This is a genomic window from Chryseobacterium electrogenes, from assembly GCF_053553015.1.
On record NZ_JBNPPB010000002.1, the window covers coordinates 2,515,271 to 2,540,032 of the forward strand.

The 24,762-nt window shown below is 34.6% G+C and carries 21 protein-coding genes; 6 read left to right on the forward strand and 15 right to left on the reverse strand.

Annotated elements, in window-relative coordinates; genetic code table 11:
• Positions 1 to 77: 77 nt before the first annotated feature.
• Positions 78 to 1,181 (reverse strand): DNA-processing protein DprA, encoded by a 1,104-nt coding sequence (dprA, locus tag ACQQ6V_RS11565; protein WP_448845677.1) that lies wholly within the window; start codon positions 1,179 to 1,181, stop codon positions 78 to 80.
• A 29-nt stretch (positions 1,182 to 1,210) separates the two neighbouring features.
• Positions 1,211 to 1,984 carry a rhomboid family intramembrane serine protease gene (locus ACQQ6V_RS11570; RefSeq protein ID WP_448845678.1) on the reverse strand — a complete coding sequence of 258 codons (774 nt, stop codon included), beginning with the start codon at positions 1,982 to 1,984 and terminating at the stop codon, positions 1,211 to 1,213.
• A 145-nt stretch (positions 1,985 to 2,129) separates the two neighbouring features.
• Between ACQQ6V_RS11570 and ACQQ6V_RS11575 the strand changes: the two genes are divergently transcribed.
• Positions 2,130 to 3,233: a DUF3078 domain-containing protein gene (locus tag ACQQ6V_RS11575; RefSeq protein WP_448845679.1), complete on the forward strand. Its 1,104-nt coding sequence runs from the start codon at positions 2,130 to 2,132 to the stop codon at positions 3,231 to 3,233.
• A gap of 26 nt (positions 3,234 to 3,259) precedes the next feature.
• Positions 3,260 to 4,162: a DUF3078 domain-containing protein gene (locus tag ACQQ6V_RS11580; RefSeq protein WP_448845680.1), complete on the forward strand. Its 903-nt coding sequence runs from the start codon at positions 3,260 to 3,262 to the stop codon at positions 4,160 to 4,162.
• Positions 4,163 to 4,219: 57 nt separating this feature from the next.
• Here ACQQ6V_RS11580 and msrA read toward each other — a convergent pair whose 3' ends face one another.
• The 7 genes from msrA to ACQQ6V_RS11615 form a co-directional block, all read right to left on the reverse strand.
• Complete coding sequence (gene msrA, locus ACQQ6V_RS11585; RefSeq protein ID WP_448845681.1) at positions 4,220 to 4,873, reverse strand: peptide-methionine (S)-S-oxide reductase MsrA; 654 nt, start codon at positions 4,871 to 4,873, stop codon at positions 4,220 to 4,222.
• 22 nt (positions 4,874 to 4,895) lie between these two features.
• Positions 4,896 to 5,873 (reverse strand): ROK family protein, encoded by a 978-nt coding sequence (locus tag ACQQ6V_RS11590; RefSeq protein ID WP_448845682.1) that lies wholly within the window; start codon positions 5,871 to 5,873, stop codon positions 4,896 to 4,898.
• A gap of 158 nt (positions 5,874 to 6,031) precedes the next feature.
• Positions 6,032 to 7,270, reverse strand: coding sequence for a PepSY-associated TM helix domain-containing protein (locus ACQQ6V_RS11595; RefSeq protein ID WP_448845683.1), 1,239 nt, complete (start codon positions 7,268 to 7,270; stop codon positions 6,032 to 6,034).
• A gap of 47 nt (positions 7,271 to 7,317) precedes the next feature.
• Positions 7,318 to 9,540: a TonB-dependent siderophore receptor gene (locus ACQQ6V_RS11600; protein ID WP_448845684.1), complete on the reverse strand. Its 2,223-nt coding sequence runs from the start codon at positions 9,538 to 9,540 to the stop codon at positions 7,318 to 7,320.
• Positions 9,541 to 9,701: 161 nt separating this feature from the next.
• Positions 9,702 to 12,773 carry a preprotein translocase subunit SecA gene (gene secA / locus ACQQ6V_RS11605; RefSeq protein WP_448845685.1) on the reverse strand — a complete coding sequence of 1,024 codons (3,072 nt, stop codon included), beginning with the start codon at positions 12,771 to 12,773 and terminating at the stop codon, positions 9,702 to 9,704.
• 106 nt (positions 12,774 to 12,879) lie between these two features.
• Complete coding sequence (locus ACQQ6V_RS11610) at positions 12,880 to 13,101, reverse strand: DUF2795 domain-containing protein (protein WP_448845686.1); 222 nt, start codon at positions 13,099 to 13,101, stop codon at positions 12,880 to 12,882.
• Positions 13,102 to 13,259: 158 nt separating this feature from the next.
• On the reverse strand, positions 13,260 to 14,282 hold the full coding sequence (locus ACQQ6V_RS11615) for a GDP-mannose 4,6-dehydratase (RefSeq protein ID WP_448845687.1): 1,023 nt from the start codon (positions 14,280 to 14,282) through the stop codon (positions 13,260 to 13,262).
• A gap of 219 nt (positions 14,283 to 14,501) precedes the next feature.
• Between ACQQ6V_RS11615 and ACQQ6V_RS11620 the strand changes: the two genes are divergently transcribed.
• The gene (locus ACQQ6V_RS11620) at positions 14,502 to 15,296 is read left to right on the forward strand and encodes a DUF2797 domain-containing protein (RefSeq protein WP_448845688.1); all 795 of its coding nucleotides are present in this window, start codon (positions 14,502 to 14,504) and stop codon (positions 15,294 to 15,296) included.
• 136 nt (positions 15,297 to 15,432) lie between these two features.
• Here the strand turns inward: ACQQ6V_RS11620 and ACQQ6V_RS11625 are convergent, their stop codons facing one another.
• From ACQQ6V_RS11625 to ACQQ6V_RS11635, 3 genes are all read right to left on the reverse strand, one after another.
• A complete protein-coding gene (locus tag ACQQ6V_RS11625; RefSeq protein WP_448845689.1) occupies positions 15,433 to 15,717 on the reverse strand; it encodes a hypothetical protein in 285 nt (94 codons plus the stop codon).
• Positions 15,718 to 15,831: 114 nt separating this feature from the next.
• Positions 15,832 to 16,446, reverse strand: a complete 615-nt coding sequence (locus ACQQ6V_RS11630) for a hypothetical protein (protein WP_448845690.1) — start codon at positions 16,444 to 16,446, stop codon at positions 15,832 to 15,834.
• Positions 16,446 to 16,823, reverse strand: a complete 378-nt coding sequence (locus tag ACQQ6V_RS11635) for a hypothetical protein (protein ID WP_448845691.1) — start codon at positions 16,821 to 16,823, stop codon at positions 16,446 to 16,448. The genes ACQQ6V_RS11630 and ACQQ6V_RS11635 overlap by 1 nt, the downstream gene beginning before the upstream one ends.
• 115 nt (positions 16,824 to 16,938) lie before the next feature.
• Here ACQQ6V_RS11635 and mfd point away from each other — a divergent pair, with 115 nt between their 5' ends.
• The 3 genes from mfd to pth are packed head-to-tail and all read left to right on the forward strand — an operon-like array spanning position 16,939 to position 21,783.
• Complete coding sequence (gene mfd / locus ACQQ6V_RS11640) at positions 16,939 to 20,307, forward strand: transcription-repair coupling factor (protein ID WP_448845692.1); 3,369 nt, start codon at positions 16,939 to 16,941, stop codon at positions 20,305 to 20,307.
• A 40-nt stretch (positions 20,308 to 20,347) separates the two neighbouring features.
• Complete coding sequence (locus tag ACQQ6V_RS11645; protein WP_448845693.1) at positions 20,348 to 21,211, forward strand: hypothetical protein; 864 nt, start codon at positions 20,348 to 20,350, stop codon at positions 21,209 to 21,211.
• A gap of 8 nt (positions 21,212 to 21,219) precedes the next feature.
• Complete coding sequence (gene pth, locus ACQQ6V_RS11650) at positions 21,220 to 21,783, forward strand: aminoacyl-tRNA hydrolase (protein ID WP_448845694.1); 564 nt, start codon at positions 21,220 to 21,222, stop codon at positions 21,781 to 21,783.
• A 176-nt stretch (positions 21,784 to 21,959) separates the two neighbouring features.
• Here the strand turns inward: pth and ACQQ6V_RS11655 are convergent, their stop codons facing one another.
• The 3 genes from ACQQ6V_RS11655 to ACQQ6V_RS11665 form a co-directional block, all read right to left on the reverse strand.
• Positions 21,960 to 23,561, reverse strand: coding sequence for a SulP family inorganic anion transporter (locus ACQQ6V_RS11655; RefSeq protein ID WP_448845695.1), 1,602 nt, complete (start codon positions 23,559 to 23,561; stop codon positions 21,960 to 21,962).
• Between the two features lie 126 nt (positions 23,562 to 23,687).
• Complete coding sequence (locus ACQQ6V_RS11660) at positions 23,688 to 23,984, reverse strand: hypothetical protein (RefSeq protein ID WP_448845696.1); 297 nt, start codon at positions 23,982 to 23,984, stop codon at positions 23,688 to 23,690.
• A gap of 21 nt (positions 23,985 to 24,005) precedes the next feature.
• A complete protein-coding gene (locus ACQQ6V_RS11665) occupies positions 24,006 to 24,683 on the reverse strand; it encodes a carbonic anhydrase (protein WP_448845697.1) in 678 nt (225 codons plus the stop codon).
• Positions 24,684 to 24,762: the final 79 nt, after the last annotated feature.

Consider the following 24,762-nt stretch of genomic DNA (forward strand, 5'->3'; position numbering starts at 1 on the left):
TTTGTTATTTAGTTTTAATTTATTTTTTTAAAATAAAATGAAGTTTTCAATGAAAGTAAGCAATTGTTCATGATGCGTTAATCCAAGGGTTGGTACTGTCGACCAGCAGAAGATTTTATGTATTCTTTAAGTTCTAAATCTAATAAAATGGGTAATAATTGATGAGAAGGCAGGTTTGTTAAGGCGATAATGTCATCAAGATGGATTGTGATCTTGTCATTAATAATATCTAAAACGATTTTTGTTATCCCCGAAATTGGTGGCCTCTCTCTATTTTTTTTGAATAAATCTAATTGTTGATAAGGTTCTGTGATTATTTTTTCTACCAAATCTTTTGCACTGACAATACATTCTGCTTTGTTTTGTGCAATGAGAAGATTGCATCCTTGGCTATACTTGTCGGTAACTTTACCGGGAAGGGCAAAGGCTTCTCTGTTGTAATCGTTGGCAAAAGTTACGGTACTCATAGATCCTCCTCCAAAAGCTGATTCTATCACAATTGTTGTTTTTGAAAGACCAGCGATTACACGATTCCTTTGTATAAAATGTTCTCGATCAGGCTGTCCTGTTGAGTTGAATTCTGAGAGAATTGCACCGTTGTTTTCAATGATTTTTTCTGCTAAGTTTTTATGCTTTGCAGGATACAGCATGTGTAATCCGTGTGCTAATACAGCCGTTGTTGGGATGTCGTTCTGTAGAGAAAGCTCGTGTGCATAAGCATCTACGCCATAAGCAAGCCCACTAATTGTGGTGATATTCTTTGATTTTAAATAAGAAATTAATTCATCGATAAAATGTTTGCCATAGGATGTCATATTTCTGGTACCAACAATGCTAACACTTTGGCGATTATCATCGTAATTCCCTTTTATGTAAAGGATTGCTGGCGCATCATCACAATGGTTGAGATGTTTCGGGTAATTAGCTTGATTTCTTACCAAGACTTGGATTAGATTTTTATTACAAAATATAATTTCTTTTTCTGCAAACCTAAGATGTTCTATATTTCCTATTTCTGAGATTGTTTTCGGGCCTATACCAGAGATTTTCTTAAATTCATTTTTATGAGCAGTCCAAGCTAATTCTGCTGATCCAAAATGATCTAATATTTTCTTAAAGTTGCCGTCACCAATATTATTGCAATGTCTTAGCGCTATGGAGTAAAGAATCTCGTCGTTCATAGGTTGTGTTTCTCAAACTAATATACGTATTAGTTTGATTCCTTGCGTCTTATTTCGTCAAGATGATCCCAAATGTTATCTTTGGTTTTGTGAGGTAGTTCTAAGAAGTCATCAGGGTTATTTTCTTTATATTCTTGCCACAGTCTATCATCTTTTTCGCTGTAATAATTAGGAAATTCCCAGATGAATTTTTTTCTTTTTTCTCCTTGTTTTCTAAAAATGAAAGCCAGGATAACGCCAACGATACCTCCGGCTAAGTGTGATTGCCAAGATATTCTGCTTGGTTCTGCTAGTTTAGAAAATAATTCTTCGGGAAGCATACCCCAGATTAAACTCCCATAATATAACGCTACAATCATGGAGATGGTTAGGAGTTTCATATTCCATTTAAAAATTCCGCTAAAGAATAGAAAAAAAGCAAGCACATAGACAAGACCACTAGCGCCAATGATGCAATTATAATTCCATTGTCCTGTGATGATATCAATTGGAGGAAGTAGCCAGACTAATAATCCTGTAGATATCCAACCGATTAATAAAACTTTATTGGCTATTAATGGATAAAATTGATAGAGCAAGAATAGTAGAATAGCTATCGGAAATGAGTTTCCTATGATATGCTCCATGCTACCATGTAAGAAAGGAGAGAAGATAATACCCTTGAGCCCATCTGGTAATAATGGTATTATGGCACCATTGCAATTAGCAAACAACCCAAAGTGTTGTAATAAAAAGCCCAACCACATTAATGCTAACATGATGAGCGGCGCTATAAGAGCTTTTTTCTGGATACCATATTTCATAACTTGCTAATGTCAAAAGTTTAGCCAAATATAGAAAGCAGTAATTTTGTCCAATAATTTATGACATTATACCAATGTATTATATCTTTATTATCCATTTGTAGTTTTTATCTTATTTTTGTAGATTAAATTCTAAGTACAGGAAATGAAGAAATTTTTAATGTTGCTAACGTTGTTGTTGTTTGTAGTTGGTTTTTCGCAGAAAAAAAATCAGTATCAAAAAGTACTAGACTCCATTGCGCAAAGTAGTTGGAACTCTGCCATGGCCGAAACAGATACCTTAGAAAACACTTCTATTGTTAATATTAAAACCAAATATAGAGATACAATTATTGTTGATAGAGCCTTGTTGGCTAATCCTCAAGAAATCCCAATTACACCTTTTAATATGTTGAATACTGCAGGGCCTAAACGCTGGTTTCTGTACGGGCAAAATAGTTTAATCTTCAACCAATCATCTTTTAGTAATTGGTACGCTGGTGGTAATGATAATATTGGTATTATTGGCAAGATTAATTATAATCTTAATTATAAAAACGGCAAGCATTTTTTAGAGAACAATGTACAATTAGGCTACGGTTTTGTATCATCTACAGGACAAGCAACTAGAAAAACAGAAGATTATATTAATGTCTCTTCTAACTATGGTTATGAAGTCGCTAGTAAATATTATCTGTCTACGGGTTTCCAGTTTTTATCTCAATTTGGGGCTGGTTATAATTATTCTGCAACACCAGATCCTACTTATAAAGACAGAGTGTCACAATTTATGGCGCCTGGTTACCTTAATCTGGGTGTCGGTCTTTCTTACAATCCTAATGAAAATTTTCAGGTTATTTTCCGACCGATGAATGGTAAGTTCACATTTGTTTTAGATAAAGATCTACAAGTTGCGGGTAAATTCGGTCTAGAAAGAGATGGACAAAGCCTAAGAACAGAGCTGGGGACTATGATGAATATTATCTATAGGATAAAAATTTATAAAGATGTAACAATGGTTAATCAGCTTAATCTCTTTACCAATTATCTTAACCATATGGAGCGTGTAGATATTGCATATAGTGGTGTGCTTAATTTGAAGTTTAATAAATTAATCACTACAACCGTTGCACTAGACCTAGTCTATGATCATGATCAGATGACTAGCCTACAACGTAAGCAGACCTTAGGCGTAGGGATAACCTATAATCTAGGCTATAAATTAGAAAGAGAAAAAACACGTAATACCATTAATCCTTTTGTAAAATAATTAAAATAAAATTCAAAAAATAAACGATGAAAAAACTTTTATTCAGTGCTGTATTGTTTGGTACTATGGCATTAGCACAAGAAGCACCAGTACAAGATTCTACAAAAGCATGGTCTATCGTAGGACAAAATACATTAATGCTTAACCAATCTGCCTTTTCTAATTGGGTTGGTGGTGGAGCCAATAACCTTGGATGGTTAGCAGGGGTTAACTACAATTTGACTTATGAAAAAGACAATGATCTTTGGGAAAATATTGTCAATCTAGGTTATGGTATGAATAATACAAAAGGTCTGGGTAATAGAAAAACCCAAGATATCATTAATTTATCCACTAATTATGGCCGCAAAATAGCAGGCAATTGGTATGTGTCTGCAGGTGCAAGCTTGTTAACGCAATTTGCTCCAGGTTATGAAGATGGTAATAATCCAGATGCAAAGAAGTTATCTAATTTTATGGCGCCAGGATATGTTAATCTAGGTGCTGGTTTTACATATAAACCAAATGATAAATTTACGATGAGCCTTAGACCAGCCAATGCACGTTGGACATTTGTAGGAGACAAAGACTTACAATATGCAGGTAATTATGGATTGAAAAATGATGGAGATACCTCATTATTTCAATTTGGTTTCTTGGGTACAGCGGAGTATAAATTACAGATTATGGACAATATTTCTTTGCTAAACAGAGCTTCCGTATTCTCTAATTATCTAGATCATCCAGAAAGATTGGTGCTTTCTTATGGCGGTGTTCTTAATATGAAAGTTAATAAGTATATCTCTACGCAGGTGACGTTGGATCTATTGTATGATCATAATCAGATTAAGAAAACGCAGTTAAAGCAGACTCTAGGAATTGGTTTGGCTTATAATATCAATAATGGCATAAAACGTTCTGAAAATAAAAATAATCAATCTTGGAAATAAGCATTGATTAAGCTATAAAAAATCCCACTTTAGAATTAACTGAAGTGGGATTTTATTTTATTCTGATTTTAGCATATTTAATTCGCCAAAATGCTTTTTGAATTTTTGAATTTTAGGACCTACAACCGCACTGCAGTAAGGCTGAGTAGGATTAGCATTATAATAACCTTGATGGTATTGTTCTGCGGGCCAAAATTTCTGAAAATGAGCTAATTCTGTCACGTACTTCCCTGGCCATTTTCCCGAAGCTTCAGATTTTGCGATAGCAGTTTCTGCTTTTAGTTTTTCTGCTTCGTTTTTATAGAAAATAACAGACCTGTATTGAGTACCAATATCATTGCCTTGTCTGTTAAGCTGAGTGGGATCGTGCAAAAAGAAAAAAACATCCATCAACTGTTCATAAGAAATAATCTTAGGGTCGTAAGAGATTTCTACAACTTCTGCATGGCCTGTTTCTCCTGTACAAACTTCTTCGTAAGTAGGATTATCCTTATGCCCACCAGAATATCCAGATATTGTAGCATCTACGCCTTTCAACATATTGAAACAGCTTTCTATACACCAAAAACATCCTCCTCCAAAAGTGAGCTGATCAAGATTTGTTTTATTCATTTTAACTTGTTTGTTATTTTTAATTAAAGTTTTATGATCTTGTCCATTACAAGAGAACAAGAAAAAACTAAGACATAATATTGTAAGATTTTTTAACATGTTCAATTGTTTTAATTGCAATTTATATTCCGTTTTTATTCTCCCAGACCAATGCACTTGCACCAAGAATGGCAGCATCTGCCTCGTTTAGTTCACTGATAACTAATTTTACTTTATTCCGGAAAATAGGGAGGAGGTTTCTCTCCATATGCAACTTGGTAGGTTTTAGGATATAGTCACCAGCTTTTATAACACCACCAAATAATAAGATGGCTTCTGGCGAAGAAAACATAACAAAGTTAGCTAAAGCTTCTCCTAATTTCTGACCTGTATATCTGAAAACTTCTATGGCTGTAGGATCGCCTTTTATGGCACATTGATGTACGGTTTCTGAGTTAATTTCTTCTTCAGGATAATCGTTAAGCATAGAATCTGGGAATTCTGCACGCATTTTTTTTGCTGTAATGGCAATGCCTGTTGCAGAGGCGTAGGCTTCTAGAGATCCTTCTGATCCGGTGCTCCAATGTTTTCTTCCGCCAGGTTTTACAATAGTATGACCTAGTTCTCCTGCAAAACCGTCATGACCATAGATGGTATTGCCGCCAGAGATTATGCCACTGCCAACGCCTGTACCTAAAGTAATCATGATAAAGTCTCTCATGCCTCTTGCAGCGCCATACATCATTTCTCCCACTGCCGCAGCATTGGCATCATTGGTAATATTGCATGTGGTATTAAATTTTGCTGCAATTAATTCTGCCATTGGAACAATGCCTTTCCAAGATAGATTGGGTGCTTGCTCTATGGTTCCTTTATAATAATTGCCGTTGGGAGCGCCAACACCAATTCCTTTGAAATTTTCGCTTTTATGTTTTTCTAGAAGGGGATTGATATGCTCATAGAGTGCATTGATAAAATCCTCCACTTCGGGATAATCTGTGGTTTTCAGTTTACCTTTTTCTAGGATTTCTCCACGATGGTTAACAAGTCCAAATTTTGTATTAGTACCACCGATATCGATACCTAGAGCGATTTGTCTTGAAAAATCTAGTAATGACATTTTATTTTTGTTTCGAGGAGTTAAATTTATAAAAAAGATTACAATTCTTACTAAAATATTTTACCATAGTTGCTCGTATTATATTGTTAAGTCAGATGATATATTTAGTTATTTTTTCGAGTTAAAAATCCTCAGAAATGTTTTATAATAATGTCTCATTAATCTGTGATTATCGTTTTTTTCGTGGTTGGTTTTTTGTTTTTCTTACGGCGTCCCCACCATACCAGAAATCCAGTAATAGGTAATGATGCACAGATAAGACTCGAAATAAATGCTAAAATTTTTGACCAAATTCCGAAAATAGCCCCTACATGAATGTCGTAATTAGCAGCAACTGCCTTTTCTCCAAAGTTTTTATCTTTGGGATTATGAGCGTGCAAGAATTCTCCAGAATTTTCATCAAAAATAGCTTCAGAAGATTTGTAGTAAGCATAATCCAAATGTTTTACATAGACTGCAAAATATGGATGCTCATGATCATCTAGGTGCTCATGCCCAAGGTCTAATGAGTAGCTGTAAGCCTTGGGGTAAAGCGTTTCTACCTTTTTGCCAATTTTGTCCCAAGTAGAATCATTCTTATTTTCTTTAAGTGCTTTTGTAGCATATTGAGAGAAATCTGGTAATGCTGTTTTTCCACCAGAAAATGTGAAATAGATTAAAGCTTGTATTGCAAAAAAAGCATAAAATAATCCAGTGATTGTTACGATGAGAGCGATAAAAGAAGCATAGAATCCTAAGATGTTATGTAGGTCGTAGTTCTTTCGTTTCCAGTTTTTTATATTTTTCCAACGAAACCAAAATCTTTGCTTTCTTGCTGCTTTGTTTTTCGGCCACCAAAGTATAATACCCGTTATTAACATTACTAAGAAAATTAATGTAGGAATGCCTACAACATAAGTTCCCCAATCTTGTTTTAATAAAAAACTCCAATGAATCATTTTTACAATGTTGAAAAACCCATTTTTTTCGTCATAAACGGCTAAAACTTTTCCTGTAAAGGGGTTGACATAAGCGGTTTTATAAACGACCAATTCCTGAAAATAATTCCATACTTTGGGATCAGGATTGCTTTCGTAGTAATGAAAACGGTAGGACAGAGATTTATCGATTGGGATATCTACCCAATGTACAGGATATTTTTCTAGGACTTGAGCATTAACTAATTTTTCCATCTCGGGCATTGGAAGAACTTGTTTTTTGCTAATGTTGATTTCTCCGTGGTGGATGACTTCTTTTCTGGTAATACTTTCTATCTCATCCTTAAAGACGTACAAAGCGCCTGTAATTGAAATGACAAATACAATCGCGCCAACAGACAAACCAAACCACAAATGTAGTTTGGCTGCTGTTTTCTTGAAGAAACCTGGTTTCTTTTTATGAAGTTTTTTTTTCTGCATGGATATTTAAAAAATTCAATCTTTAAACTTATGTTTTTTATATTTTTTTAAAGTTTATAAGTTATACTTCCCAAGGCGTTGATTAATTGCTGCGGATTAGCAGTTGTAAATCCTACCCAATAATGTTGATTGGTAAAGTTATCTACTTTTACACCTATTCTAAATTTTTTTGTGTCATAGAAAGCACTAGCATTAAGAACTAAATATTTTGGGAGAGTGAATCTGTTTAATCCTGCTATGGCATGATTGTCGATCAGATTATTATTTAACTCATTATTTGCGCTTGCGTAGTTACCACCAATACCGAATCCTAAGCCCTTCATGTTACCTTCAAGAATCTGATAGCTGGCATAAAGGCTTGCTAACCAAGGAGAACCTGCTGTTCCTGGTCTTCTCCCAAAAGTTTTAATTTCTGAGTCAATATATTTTGATTCGTTGTAACTAAGTCCTCCAACCAACGATAGTCCTTTTACTAAATATGCATTGACTTCTAGTTCTAGACCTTCGCTTTTTACTTTCCCAGCTTGATTTATTACTGTAGTTCCTTCTGGAGCTCCAATAACTTGTTCTAAAGTACTGAGTAAAGTATTTTTCACTTTTATATTGTAATAGCTTAATGTGGCATTCAATCTTCCTTTGATCAGGCTGGTTTTTAATCCGCCTTCAAATTGGTTGGCTCTTTCAGGATTTGATAAACTTTGAGTTCCTGTGTTATCAGAAGTATAATAACCATTATTTTTAAAACTATTCTGGTAATTCCCAAAAACAGAGAATTTGTCTTTAATAATTTCGTAAGCAATACCTGCTTTAGGAGAGAATGCAGATTGACTGTAATTTTGCAGTGTATTAATCCAAAGTTTACCACCTTTGAAATCGTTATTTTCGTAGCGCACAGCTGCCATAATATTTAATCCAGAAATGGGTGTAAATACATTGGCAATATAACCACTATATACATTAGTATCACCTTCCATAGGGAATTCTCCGATAAGTCCATTAGCTGAAGCCTTTGCGTAAGCATTTCCAAGTGTCATGGCATTCATGTCTGAATAGTTTGCTCCTTTTAAAGGAACGGGGATTGCGTCAAATGGGGAAAACATATAAACGAACATTCGTCTGTCCTTAATTTTTTGAAAATCGAAACCGGCAACAGTTCTGTTCCTCATGTCGTTGCCAAATTTATAATCGAGATTAAAATTCTGTTGGATTTGGAAATATGTTTTTTTACTATCTTTAGTAGATTGGTCAGATCTTACAACTCCTAGATTACCATCTGGTCTTGAGGCAATTGAAAAATATGGGTTGTAACCATCAGAGTAAGTGTAAGAGTTACTTATATTGGTAGAAGAACGGATATTGTCATTGATTTTATAATTAATTTGCCCGAAAAGATTTCTCACTTTTGCATTTGTATATAATCCGTCACCATAATATGATTGTTTATAATCTAGACCTAATTTTTCTAAATCCTTCATATTATTAACACCTGTAGTTGCTTTTGATAGATAGAAAAAAGCTTGTTCTGGAGTTGCTCTCGTATCAAACATTTCATATTCTAAACTCAAGTCCAATTTGTCATTCACCTTATATAATAAAGACGGTGTAAAGGCTGTATAGGTGTTTTTTGCATCTGTTTTCTGAAAAGTACCAGTATTAGTGTAAGCTGTATTAACACGGAACATCAACTTATTATCCTTGGTTATAGGTGTGTTAATATCTGCTTGTGCTCTATAGTAGTTATAACTGCCACCAATTAAAGAAACTTGTCCTCCGAAATTATCATAAGGTTTTTTAGTAATTCTGTTAACAGCACCTCCGTAAGAAGTTAGATTGCTCCCGTATAAGGTTGCAGATGGGCCTTTAAGTACTTCAAGTTTTTCCACATTTACCGCATCTATTGATGTTGTTACTGGTGCAACTAAACCATTTCTCAGAGAGTTATTAGATGTAAAACCTCTTAATGATATATAAGATCCACCATCTCCAGCTCTGTTGGTAGCGCTCCACATTTTTTGAATACCTGTTACATTTCTGTAAGCATCGTCAACTGTATATATCATTTGGTTTTCGAAAAATATCTTGTCAACTGTTGAGAATAACTGCGGATTTTCAATTGCCTTTAAGGGCATTTTATTGATGTATTCGCTATCTTTTTTAAGAATAGAATTGATAATTACTTCTTCTATACCTTTAATATTAGCACTATCTTTTTCTTGTGCATAATAAAATGAAGCTGATAGAATTAATATGCTAGTAATAATATGTTTCATAAAATAAATTTCTGCAAATTTACTATTTATATTAATTCTAAATAAATATTATTTGTCTATTAAAAATTGAATAGTAGGTTAGGTTTATAAATAATGTAAAAAAACATAAAGCCGTTAATCATTGATTAACGGCTTTATATTATTTTGAGTAAATGAGAGTATTAAGCTGGGATTTCTCCTTTAAAAAGGAAAGAAATTGCTTCTTTATTTACTTTATCTACCATCTCACTAAATAGATGGAAAGACTCTTGCTTATAGATTACCAACGGATCTTTCTGCTCATATACAGCTCCTTGAGAAGATCTTCTTAAGTCATCCATCTCACGAAGGTGAGTTTTCCAGTTTTCATCAATGATTGATAAACAGATATTCTTTTCGAAATCGTTAATTAGACTTTCACATTTTGTTTCGTAAGCTTCTTTCAGGTCTGTAACAATTGTTGTTGTTTTAGTTCCGTCAGAGAAAGGCACTTGTATCATCTTGAACATACTACCTTGATTCTGGTAAACGTTCTCGATAATTGGGAATGATTTCTCCTTAAGAAGATTAAGTTTCATGTTATAATCTTCATGAGCAGTTTTAAACAAAATATCTACAATAGCTGGTTCTTGCATATTGTTGAATTCTTGCTCAGTTACAGGCGATTCCATTGTGAAATATTTAATCACATCAAATTCGAAATCTTTGAAACTTCCCGTAGCCTTAGTTGCTGCAACAATAGATGCTGAGGTATCAAATATCATATTAACGATATCATACTTCAGGTGATCTCCAAACAAAGCATTCTTTCTTCTTTTGTAGATTACATCACGTTGCTTGTTCATTACATCATCATATTCTAATAACTTTTTACGAGTACCAAAGTTATTTTCTTCTACTTTTTTCTGAGCTCTTTCGATAGATTTTGAAATCATAGAATGCTGAATAACTTCGCCTTCTTTATGACCCATTCTGTCCATCATTTTCGCAATTCTTTCTGAACCGAAAAGACGCATTAAGTTATCTTCTAATGATACGTAGAACTGAGAACTTCCTGGATCTCCCTGACGTCCAGCACGACCTCTTAACTGTCTGTCAACACGTCTAGAGTCATGTCTTTCTGTACCGATAATGGCAAGTCCTCCAGCTTCTTTAACTTCAGAAATTAATTTGATATCCGTACCACGACCCGCCATGTTAGTGGCAATCGTTACGACTCCTGGTCTACCAGCTTCTGCAACAATCTCTGCTTCTTTCTTGTGAAGTTTCGCGTTAAGAACTTGGTGTTGGATTTTTCTAAGTTGTAATGCTCTTGATAGTAATTGAGAAATTTCTACAGAAGTTGTACCAACCAAAACTGGTCGTCCTGCTGAGGTTAATTTTTCTACTTCTTCAATAACTGCATTGTATTTTTCACGATTGGTTTTGTAAACCAAGTCATGTCTATCGTCTCTTTGTATTGTACGGTTGGTTGGGATTACTACAACGTCCAATTTATAAATCTGCCAGAATTCTCCAGCTTCTGTCTCTGCAGTACCTGTCATCCCTGCTAGCTTGTTGTACATACGGAAATAGTTCTGTAATGTAACGGTAGCAAATGTCTGGGTAGCTGCTTCGATTTTTACGTTTTCTTTAGCTTCAATCGCTTGGTGAAGTCCGTCTGAGTAACGACGTCCATCCATAATACGACCTGTCTGCTCATCAACGATTTTTACCTCACCATCCATCACAACATATTCATCATCTTTTTCGAATAATGTATAAGCTTTTAGTAATTGGTTAAGCGTGTGGATACGTTCTGACTTTACTGCAAAATCTCTGAATAAATCTTCTTTGGCAGCAAATTCTTCTTCCTTAGTAAGATTTTGATTTTCTAACTCTGCAATTTCTGTCCCGATATCTTGCAATACGAAGAAATTAGAATCTTCATTACCTGCAGACATATATTCTACACCTTTGTCAGTAAGGTCAATCTGATTATTTTTTTCGTCAATTACAAAATAAAGATCTTTATCTACAATTGGCATATCACGGTTGTTATCTTGCATATATTGCGCTTCGGTTTTTTGAAGCAATGCACGATTTCCGCTTTCTGATAAGAATTTAATTAAAGGGCGAGATTTTGGTAAACCTCTGTAAGCTTGTAATAACTTAAAGCCTCCTTCTTTATTTTTTCCTGCTGAGATTAATTTTTTAGCCTCGTTAAATATTGCCGAAACTGTTTTTTTCTGAACTTCTACAATACGATCAACAGATGGCTTAAGAACATCAAATTCTTGTCTGTCACCTTGTGGTACTGGTCCAGAAATAATTAATGGAGTTCTTGCATCATCTATCAAAACAGAATCTACTTCATCCACAATGGCAAAGTTAAGTTCGCCTTGTACCAATTCTGAAGGAGAAGTTACCATGTTATCTCTCAAATAATCGAAACCAAATTCGTTATTAGTACCATAAGTGATACTTGATTGGTATGCTTTTCTACGTGCATCTGAGTTAGGTTGGTGAAGATCGATACAGTCAATGGATAATCCATGGAATTCATATAATGGTCCCATCCAAGCCGAGTCACGTTTTGCAAGATAATCGTTAACCGTTACAACGTGTACGCCACGACCAGGAAGTGCATTAAGATAGATTGGTAATGTACCAACTAAGGTTTTACCTTCACCAGTTGCCATCTCTGCAATTTTACCTTCGTGCAATACAACACCACCAATAAACTGAGTGTCATAGTGTACCATGTCCCACTTTACTGGTGTGCCTGCTGCATCCCATTGGTTTTTCCAAACGGCAATGTTACCATCAATAGATACAAAATCTTTAGTTGATGCTAATTCTCTATCTCTATCGTTAGCTGTAACACGGATTTCTCCATTTTGAGCTAATCTTCTAGAAGTTTCTTTTACTAAAGCGAAGGCTTCTGGAAGCACTTCATTTAATACTTTTTCTTCAATCTGATAAGAATCTTTCTTTAAAGCTTCTATTTTATTGAAAAAAGCTTCTTTCTCGTCAACATTGGTAGAAGTTTTAATTTGTTCTTTTAATTCTTCAATCTGTGTTGTGATAGAAGCTGTTGCAGCTTTTATTTTCTGCTGAAATTCGGCAGTTTTTTCTCTCAGTCCATCATCCGTTAATTGTTGGATGTTGGCTTCTACAGCTTTAATCTTGGTAACAACTTTCTTTACTTCTTTAAGATCTTTTGCGTTTTTGTCACCTAAGAAACTTTTAAGAACACTATTTAAAAAACTCATTCTATGTTGATTTTGTTGCAGGAAGGTCCTGCTTTATTGAGAAAAATACCAAAGTATTAATCAGGTTAATAATTTTGTGAAGGCTTAGAAACTAAGCTAATTCTTATTAATATTCGTCTTCGTTCCAAAGGAAATCATCATCCGATGGGTAATCTGACCATACTTCTTCGATGCTTTCATACACTTCGCCTTCGTCTTCAATTGCTTGTAGATTTTCTACAACTTCCATAGGCGCTCCAGTTCTGATTGCGTAGTCGATAAGTTCGGCCTTGGTCATTGGCCAAGGTGCGTCGCTTAGATAAGATGCCAATTCTAATGTCCAGTACATAATTTAAATTTTTGCAAAAGTAAAAAATTAGGTTATAAATTACAGCTTTTTGTATTGATTTTCAATAAATTTTAAAATTAATTAAAATTATTTTATTTTTCTGTTAATGATATTTTGTCTATAATATCGTTAATAAACGGTTTACAAAACGCTTATTGCTACTTTCTCAAAAACCATTCCACAAATTTTTTTATGCCATTTTGGAAGTTGGTACTTGGTTGATAGCTTATTAATTGTCTTGCTTTGGTAATATCTGCGTTCGTTTTTGTCACATCTCCAGCTTGCATTGGCAGATTTTTTAGTTGAGCGGTTTCTGACATTTCGTTTTCGATGGTACTGAGCATTGTTTTAAGATCGATGACTTGATTTTCGCCAAGATTTAAAATTTCATATACCTTATTATTGTTTTCTAGATAGTTAATAGACTTGGTAATGCCATCTATAATATCGTCTATATAGGTGTAATCTCTTGCAGTTGTGCCATCTCCATAAAACGGAATGTCTTGTTGTTGTTGGAGTAGATTTGCAAATTTATGTATGGCAAGATCTGGTCTTTGTCTAGGGCCATAGACCGTGAAAAATCTTAATTGTATCATATCTATATTGTATAAATGATGATATACGTGTCCCATAATTTCGCCACATTTTTTGGTAGCGGCATAAGGTGAGATAGGACGATCTACATTGTCTTCTTCTGAGAAAGGGATTTTATCATTGTTGCCGTAGACGCTAGAAGATGAAGCACAGACAAATTTTGTTATGTTGTGTTTTTTGCAAAGTTCCCAGAGATTCATGGTACCACGAATGTTAACTTCTTCATATTCTAAAGGCCGCTCAATAGATGGTCTTACGCCAGCCAAAGCAGCAAGATGAATGATGAGATCTATTTTGTTATTATTAAAGATTTTTTCTAGACCAGAAATATCTCTAATATCTTGATAATAAAGTTTGTAATTGTCTGATTGTGTCGCTTGGATCAGGGTATTAATATCATTCTCTTTATCAGAGAAGTTAATTGTTGTAGTATTGGATGTACTTTGTAATGTGTTTTTAATTTTCACCTGATAATCATAAAAATTATCAAAATTATCAATGTTTATGACAGAATGTCCATTTTTTAATAATTGTTCTACAAGGTGAGATCCAATAAATCCCGAACCACCAGTAACTAAGTATGTCATTGTGTTTTTTTGAGTTAGACAAATTTAACAAAATGAAAACATTATTCATAAAAAAGCCTCATTATTTTAAGCAAGGAAGAGCAATTTTTTTGAAATTTAAATTAATTTGCAATATACTTTCTATTTTTTGTTTTTCTTTATCCTTGCATATTAACGATAGCTAAGTCTCGTCTTCATTCAAAAAAAACGTATTTTTACAGACTATTAAAATTTATCAAAATGCAATTTTCTGGACAGATTCTCAAAATGATTAGCCAAAATGGGCAACCAATACAATATTTTCTTAATCTTAATGGTGATTTGCTCAATATAAATCAGCTTTTTGGTAAGGTTTTGAAAATAAATCACATTGGTTATCAGTGTGTTAATTGTGGTAGTGACGAAAAACTATACAGAATGGGTTTTTGCAAAAAATGTTTTTTTGAAAGCCCTTATGCCAGCGAAAGTATCATAAGACCAGAATTGTCTATGGCACATCTTGGACTTGCAGAGCGTGATCTTGAGGTAGAAAAGTCTATCCAACTTGTACCTCATGTTGTCTATCTATCCTATACTGGTGATGTAAAAGTTGGCGTAACGCGTGCCAGTCAGATCCCTACAAGATGGATAGATCAAGGCGCAACATTGGCATTACCAATTGCCATAACAGAAAATCGTTATGAAGCAGGTATGATAGAGGTGGAGCTGAAGAATCATCTTAGTGATAAGACCAACTTCCGAAAAATGTTACAAGAGAATAATGATGATGCAATTGATCTAGAAAAAGTTAGAGCAGAGGTATTGGGTTATTTCCCTGACAGCTTTAAGAAGTTTGCAATAACAGATGAAAATGTTGTAAGATTGGATTATCCTTATGAAGCTCCACAGAAAGTTAATGCTTTTACATTGGATAAAAAGCCTGAGTTCGAAGGTGTCCTACATGGTGTCAAAGGGCAATATTTGAAATTTGAAGGTGATAATTTTATGAATATCAGAAGTCATGAAGGGTATGTAATAGATCTAACAATTTCATAAAAAAGTAAAAGACTTTATCCTCAATATTTCTGAAAAGTTTTTAGAGCTTTTTGTTTAAAGAATGAGGATGTTCTATATATAAAGCGCTTTACAATTTCTTGCAAAGCGCTTTTCTAAAAATAAAAGTTATGAAAAATTATTTATTTTGTTTGTAACGTTTGTCAGGCGTACCATCTTTTTTTAATTTCTGATTTTCTTTATAACGCTTGTCTGGTGTGCCGTCTTTTTTCAGTTTTACAGCATCAGATTTAGTAGGAGCAGCTTTAGCATCAACAGCTTTCGCTTGCTTAGCAGGTTCTGCTTTTTTAGCTTCTTGACTTACTTTTACAGGAGTTTGTTTGGCTGTAGATGGATGTGTAGATTGTGCAGATGCAAATCCTAGTCCTAATACTAGAGATAATGCAGTTAAGAGATTTTTCATGTTTTTTTAAATGTTTGGTAATTATAAATTTCTATATCAAAACTAATACAATATCTCAGCCGAAAATGAGAAATAATTAGATTTAACTATAATTTATTAAAGATTAAAAAAAACTTAAAAGTTAATGCGATAAGCTAGATTGACATTTGCCAACCATGCTTTATTGAAATAATTTTGAATATCAATATCCTGATTTCTAATAGAAGAGGTATAATAGTTGAGCTTTAGTCCAACAACAACTTGTTGTACACCTTGCATATCTAAGTTGTAGATTGCTTTGCTACCAAGGTGAAATCCATTATTACCTTCGTTGAATTTCCCGCTGTGATCAAGAAAAGAAGAGGACATTCTGTAGATGCTAAGACCGCCTAATCCTTCCACAAAAAAATCTTCAGAAATTGGATGTTTATAAAAAGCATAAAACTCAAAGTTGTTCATTTCTGGACCTCCAAGATTCCCGAATAAAGAATCTTCAATTTTGACACTGGCAGACATGCGATTATATTCTAAGCCAAGTCCAAATCCTTTATAAAGTTCCATATTTCCTGCAATCCCGAATCCTACAAAGGGCGATAAGCTTTTGTTCATGAAGTTATTTCCGAAAGCCTTCATCACACGAACATTGGGTTCTACAGAAAAAAAGACTTCTTCAATAATAGGTTTATTTTTTTTTCTTTGAGAAAATCCAAACATCGGCAATAACAATACAACTAATAAAAATCGCTTCATTATTCAAGTGTAATTTGGTCAAAGCTAATAAAGGTTACACCAGACGGAATGCTAATTTTGGTAGAATCTTTAGATATTTTACAACCAACGCTAGCGGTAGAAAAGGATTTTACTTTTGCATTAAATATTAAGTCATAATCTCCAGTTTCATAAGGGCCAGCCATTACAAAACTGCCAGAGTTTTTAGGGATCGTTTCTGCGATAGTTCTGTTGTTGCTTTTGAGAAGAATTGGTTTTAGTAAAATTTCTGAGTTAGATGTTGATATTTTTCCTTCTACATAAGCCCGGAAAATCTGAGAATCATCATCACTTTTACAAGACGTAATTGTTGCCAATACGCCTATAATTAATATAAATAGGTATGATGGAAATTTCACAGTTCTAATCTTATGATGCAAAGTTAGGTTTTTTTCAATTTACTTATCTTTGTAACGCAAACGATTCCGAATTATTTCTCGGAGTCGCTTTTTTCGTTAATATGATATTAAGTTTATGGCATTAAAGAGTATTCAGCAATATTTACTTCCAGATCTTTTAAAAAACGAATTCGGTAAAGAGATTTTCGATGCGTTACCAAGCAATCAGCATATTTCTATCAAAGGAAGTGCGGGATCTGCGTCATCTATTTTTGTGGCAGAGCTGTTTCTAACGCACAAAAAAACCATACTTTTCTTGATAGATGACAAAGAAGAAGCGCTGTATATCAACGCCGAGATGGAGGATTTATTAGGCAAAGATAAGATCTTATATTTCCCAGCAACGCATCTGGAGCCTTATCAGATAGAGAAAACTCAAAACGCCAATTTAGTCCTAAGAACCGAGGTTCTTAATAAAATCAACAGCAGCAAGTCGCCCAAAGTGATTGTGGCTTATGCTGGCGCTTTATCAGAAAAAGTGTTGAAGAAAGAGGATTTCAAAGCGATTTCTCATCAGATAAAAGTCGGCGATCAATTGGATTTTGATTTTGTGGATGAGTTGCTTAATCATTATCAATTTAATCAGACGGATTTTGTTTCAGAACCTGGAGAATTCTCTGTACGTGGAGGGATTGTAGATGTTTTTTCATTTTCTAACGAACAACCTTATCGGATTACTTTTTTCGGAAATGAAGTCGAAAATATCAAAACTTTTGACATAGAAACTCAATTGTCTGTTGACAAAATTGATTCGTTTCAATTGGTGTCTAACATGAATTATAGTGTCAGCGGGAATAAAGTGCCGTTGTTTGAGGTCTTGCCAAAAAATATTTTCTTAGTGACGAAGAATGCCTTTATGTCTTTGATTAAAGTCAAAAACTTCTTCGAGAAAGCTTTAGAAAAGTACGAGACCTTAAGCAAAGATATCAAGCATCAATTACCGAAAGATTTATTTGTTTCTGAGGATGAGTTTGTAAAATATTTATCAGCTTATCCGTTGATAGACTTTACCTTAGATTCTTTAAAGCTAGCTAAGCAATCATTTTATTTGATCGAATCTCAGCAGACATCACAACCGTCATTTCATAAGAATTTTCAGTTATTAATAGAAGATTTAGAAGAAAAACAGAACGATGGTTTTGATACATGGATTTCATTTTCTACCGAGAAACAGAAAGAACGTCTAGAATCTATTTTTGAAGAATTAGAAAAAGAAGTGCCGTATAAAGGTTTCAAGTCTGAGCTTCACGAAGGGTTTGTAGATCCTAAACATAAAATTTCGGTATATACCGATCATCAGATTTTTGATCGTTATCAAAGATTTAAGGCTAAAAATAGCTTTGCTAAAAGTGAACAATTAACCCTTAAAGATCTTATGTCACTTAAAGTCGGCGATTATATCACGCATATCGATCACGGCATTGGTAAGTTTATGGGATTGGTAAAAGTGAATAACGATGGCAAAGTCCAAGAATGCTTTAAGCTAAGTTATAAAAATGGCGATTTGCTGTATGTCAGTATTCATTCGCTTCATAAAATATCAAAATATACAGGGCCAGACGGACGAGAAATCGTGCTTAGCAAGCTTGGTTCTCCCGCTTGGAAATCCTTGAAACAGAAGACTAAAGCTAAAGTTAAGCAGATTGCATTTGATTTGATTAAATTATATGCAGAACGAAAATCTGCTAAAGGTTTCGCGTTTACACCAGATTCTTACTTACAGAACGAATTGGAAGCGAGTTTCCTTTATGAAGATACGCCCGATCAAGAAAAAGCAACCGTGGATGTCAAAAACGATATGGAAGCCGACACCGTGATGGATCGATTAATCTGTGGTGACGTTGGATTTGGTAAAACCGAAATTGCCATTAGAGCCGCCTTTAAAGCTGCAACAGATGGTAAGCAAGTTGCGATTTTGGTACCGACAACGATTTTGGCATTTCAACATTATAGAAGTTTCAAGGAAAGACTCAAGGATTTCCCGGTTAATGTCTCGTATCTCAATAGATTCCGTACAGCAAAGCAAAAAGCAGAAACGCTTAAAGGTCTGGAAGAAGGTAAAGTGGATATTGTTATCGGGACGCATCAATTGGTGAGCAAGAGTGTCGTATTCAAAGATCTCGGCTTATTGATTATTGACGAGGAACATAAGTTCGGGGTTTCGGTTAAAGATAAACTGAAAACCATGAAAAGCAATATAGATACCTTGACCCTAACCGCAACGCCGATCCCGAGGACGTTACAATTTTCGTTAATGGCAGCAAGGGATTTGTCTGTTATTAAGACACCGCCGCCTAACCGACAGCCTGTGGAGACACATATCACTGGTTTTGATGAAGAAACTCTAAGAGATGCTGTGGCTTATGAGTTGCAACGCGATGGGCAGGTATATTTCATTAATAATAGAATTGAAAATCTTAAAGATATAGCAGGATTAATCCAGCGCCTGGTGCCTGATGCCAAAGTTATTACAGGACACGGACAGATGGAAGGCAAGCAACTAGAGCAGAATGTTTTAGACTTTATGGAAGGTAAGTATGATGTGTTGGTTTCTACAACCATTGTAGAAAGTGGTGTGGATGTGCCTAATGCCAACACTATTTTTATCAATGACGCACAACGATTTGGGATGGCAGATCTCCATCAGATGCGTGGTAGAGTAGGACGTAGCAATCGTAAAGCATTTTGTTACCTGTTGACGCCGCCTTTTGACATGATGACGTCTGATGCCAGAAAGCGATTAGAAGCTATAGAACAGTTTTCGGATTTGGGAAGTGGATTTCAGATTGCGATGAAGGATCTAGAAATCCGTGGTGCAGGAGATCTTTTGGGTGGTGAGCAAAGTGGCTTTATCAACGAAATGGGCTTCGAAACCTATCAGAAAATCATGCAAGAAGCTTTGGAAGAATTGAAAGACGATGCTGAGTTTTCTAATCTATTTGAAAATGAAGAAGATCGCCAAAAGTTAATTAAAACTACCAAAGAAGTTAATATAGAAACCGATCTAGAACTTATGCTACCAGACGATTATGTCTCTAGCATAGAAGAACGATTGTCTCTGTATCAGAAGCTTGCAGATCTTGAAAGCGAGAAAGATTTGGATCAGTTTGCATTCGAGTTAGAAGATCGTTTTGGAACCATGCCAAAAGAAGGCATTAACCTCCTGAAAAGCGTTAGCCTAAAATGGTTGGCGTCAGAAATTGGCTTTGATAAAATCGTCATGAAGAATAGTATTTTCTTAGGTTATTTCCCAAGTAACCCACAGGATAAGTTTTATCAGACCGATAAATTTCGACATATTATAACTTACCTACAGCAACATCCGCACGAGGCACAACTTAAGGAAAAAGCGAGTAAAGAAGGTAACCAGTTGATGATGAGAAAAGATCAGGTTGAAAATGTTGATGCGGTTAATGCATTGTTGCAAAACATTCTTAATAAATAATTCGTTTTAAAAAATTAACTTTGCGTAAAATAAATTCTTAATGACTAAAATACTTAATTACTTAAGCTTTGTATTTTTACTAGCATTAATGGTCTCTTGCGATCCTATACCAGACGTAAATGGAGACTTATTAAATGGAGTTAAAAACATACCTATAACGACTAACCCAGGGACAAATGCTACGCAAAAACGTATTAATAAAGTCGTTGAGGTAGATGATGAAGGAGAGATTCTAACTATTGATTATGTGTATAGTAGTAATAAACTTTCTAAAGTGATCGCAAAGTCTACTGATGGAGAAAGTAATGAATATAGCTTGGTTTACAACAATGACATCATCACAAAGGTTGATATCAAGAGAGTTCTGCAAGTTGGAGACGTACCAATTAATATTGCTATGAATTTATCTTACGCTAATGGAAAGTTAACTAAAGCAGAAGGCAAAGGAGTTTCAGAAGGCACAGATTTGTTTACTAATACATCTCAATTTTCTTATAATAACGGGAAGTTAAGCAAAGTTGAAACTAGTTATGTAATGCCTACAGGCGATTTATTTTCTAGTTTAGAAAGCCTTATTGGTTATCAGGGAGATAATATAAATAGCTGGAAACTAACGAGTACAACGACAGGGCTGCCTCCAATTATTACTAGTCTTTCTTTTTTGAGCTATGATAATTATAAGAATCCATTTGCATCTTTGCCAGAGGCTTTTAACACACTTTCAACTAATTACGGTATGGGTACTTCAGCATTTGGTGGATTATCTAAGAATAATTTTGTTGATGCTAATGCGATTACTATGGGTATGACATTTAATTTTAAATATGTGTATACCTATGATAAAGATGGTTATCCAACAAAAGGTGTTAAGTCAGACGGCTCTAGCATAACTTTTACCTATTAAAAATTTCTATGAAATATCTTATAGTTGGCCTTGGTAACAAAGGCGAAGAATATACAGAAACCCGACATAATGTTGGGTTTAAAGTTGTCGAAAAAATTGCAGAACAGATAGAAGCCCCCTTTAACTCCAGTAATTTTGGATTATTAGCTGAGGGTAAATATAAAGGACGAAAAGTATTATTGTTGAAGCCAGATACATACATGAATTTGTCAGGTAATGCCGTTAGATTCTGGATGCAGAAAGAAAATATACCAGCAGAAAATATCCTGATTATTACTGACGATCTAGCATTGCCTTTCGGGACATTAAGAATGAAGATGAAAGGAAGTCACGGTGGACATAATGGTCTTAGAAATATAGAAGAAGTCCTTAATACGGGACAATATGCAAGGTTGAGATTTGGGATTTCTGCAGAGTTCAAAGAAGGACAGCAGATCGATTATGTTTTAGGAAAATGGAGCGAAGGCGAGTATGATAAACTGCCAGAAAGAATTGATAAATTCTCTAAAGCCAGCTTGTCTTTTGTCTTTGCAGGGATCAATAATACCATGTCTAGTTTCAACGGAAAATAGAAGAGTAAGAAAGAGATAACAATTTTATAAAAAATAGCGCCTAATAAGTTAATTGGGCGCTATTTTTTTTGAAATAAAATTTACACTTCCATAAGAAGGTATCTGTTAATTGGAAAGGCGAATCTCAATTGCTTGGATTCGCCTTTCGCTGACTATAAGTGAAAAAAGATTTCTTGTTACATTGCACGCCTGTGCTCTATGACGATATGTGATTCTTCGTCTTTTTCGTAATCACGATAAGAGGTCGAGGTTCTGAAACCTATTAACTCTACTTCGATGTCTTCTTCCTCCGCTCTTACATTGGCAAAATCTTGGATCATCTCCAGTACATCTGTCGTAATATAAGAGGTTGCTCTCGCATCAATGATTACTTTAGATCCTGGTTTGATATTCTTCAATGTTTTTTTGATAGCTGCTTTGTTAAGGAAGGATACTTCCTCTGCCAGCTTAATAGTAATGGCGTCTGCTTCATCTAATTGTTCTTTGCTTAGATAGTAAGCCCGTTTCATATTACCTTGTAGAACGTAGATGATAGAAATAGCCAATCCAATCCCAACACCTTTTAGTAGGTCTGTTGCTACAATAGCTACAACTGTTGCTATAAAAGGAATAAATTGGTATTTACCTTTATGCCAAAAGTGCATGATATTTTTAGGACTTGCTAGTTTGTAACCAACCAAGATTAGTACTGCTGCTAAGGTTGCTAATGGGATTAAATTTAATAGAAAAGGAATAGACAATACACAGACCAATAATAATACACCGTGTATCATTGCTGATGTCTTGTGTGTCGCTCCAGCATTAGCATTGGCAGAACTTCTTACCACAACAGATGTCATTGGCAATCCACCAATAAAAGAACTGATAAGGTTACCAATACCCTGCGCTCTTAATTCTAAATTGGTATCTGTAATTCTTCTTTTCTTGTCTAATCTATCAGATGCTTCTATACACAATAGAGATTCTATAGACGCTACTATGGCAATAGTCGCTCCAACAATCCATACTTTATAATTTAAAAGTCCACCAAAATCTGGGAACACAACTAAGCCTTTAAACTCGTCCAAGGTTGTAGGAACTGGCAAACTTACCAGGTGATCTTTAGTAATCGCTAATGAGCTACCACTCGCTAAGAATATTTGATTCAATAAAATACCAACAACAACAGCTACTAATGCACCGGGAAGAAGTTTTAATCCTTTTAAGAATTTAATTTTATCCCAGCTCAATAATATACCGATAGAAACTAGTGTTACAATAACAGCACCTGGATGTATTGATCGGGCTAATTCAGAAAAGTAATTCCAATTGATACCGTTGGCAAAAAGAGTCTCATCACTCATATTATCTGCATCAAAACCTAATGCATGCGGAATCTGCTTTAAGATTATAATTAGACCAATACCTGCTAACATCCCTTCGATAACATTGTTAGGGAAATAGTTAGAGATACTTCCTGCTCTTATAAATCCTAAAATTAATTGGATAACGCCAGCAATAAGTCCTGCACATAGAAATAGCTCAAATGAGCCAAGATCTGTAATTGCTGCGACAATAATTGCAGTAAGACCAGCTGCAGGTCCTGATACTGATATGTGTGAGTTACTAAGGAAACCAATGACCAATCCGCCAATAATACCTGATATAATACCTGATAATGGTGGTGCTCCTGATGCTAATGCAATACCAAGACATAATGGTAATGCTACTAAAAATACTACTAGTCCAGATGGGAAATTCTCTTTGATTAATCCCATCAAATTATTTGCTTTTTTCATAGTCCGAATGATAGAAGTAACAGGCTACATTGTATATAATGAAGCTGTTGTGTTGATTGTTGAATTTAATTTTTAAACAAGTTGGTATAACACAATATCTAGGATAAAGTGCTAATAGTTTTAAAATTAAGCTACATTCGGAGGTGGCGAAAAAATAGGGATATACGGGGAAATTTGGGCGCCATCATCAATAAGATCAAACGATTTGTTCCCGAAATTAGATTCGAAGAACTTAAGAAAGTCATGGATACACAACGGATTAGGTGTAACTTTCTCGTTAAATGATGATGAGCTTGATTTTACTTCTTCTTCAGCAAGAGTAACAGTAGAGATAGTCAGATCCCATCCGAAAACTACTGCCATACTCGGTAGAGCCGTAAAATTCATAAAGATTGCTAAAACTAAAATACTCAAATACTTCATAAGATTGCTTTAAATCCAGTTCTACTGTGGTTGATTTTCCATTTTAGGAACAGACCATGTAGATTCTGTCAGATCATAAATTTTTTGAATGTTGTGAAGAATCCCTTCAAAATCAATATTCAAATCCTTTAGCTTGCCGGTTTTCAAATCGAAAACCCATCCGTGCACTACTGGGTAACCATTTTGGACAAAACCTTTCTGTACTGCTGCAGCTTTTATCACGTTGATACACTGTTCTTGTACATTAAGCTCTACCAATCTGTCGAACTTCTGGTGTTGATCTGTAATAGCGTCTAATTCTTCTTGGTGCATACGATATACATCACGTATACTTCTTAACCATGGGTTAAGCAGACCAAGATCCTTAGATTGCATAGCTGCATTAATACCACCGCATCCGTAATGTCCACATACTACAATGTGCTTTACTTTTAGATGGCTTACTGCATACTCAATTACAGAATTTACATTCATATCAATATTGTTAACGACGTTAGCAATATTTCTGTGGATGAAAATCTCACCAGGTTTCAATCCCATTAAGTCCTCTGCCGGAACTCTACTGTCGGAACATCCGATGTATAGAAATTCTGGACTTTGACCTTCTGCTAAGTTTTTAAAGAAATCTGCATCAGTAGATGTCATTTTTTCTATCCACTGACGATTGTTTTCAAAAACTTTGTTGTACGAATCTTGCATAATAAATATATATTTAAGGTTAAAAATACTCTAACTATTAAATACTAAAATCCGATAGATTGAATCAATAATTGTGCAA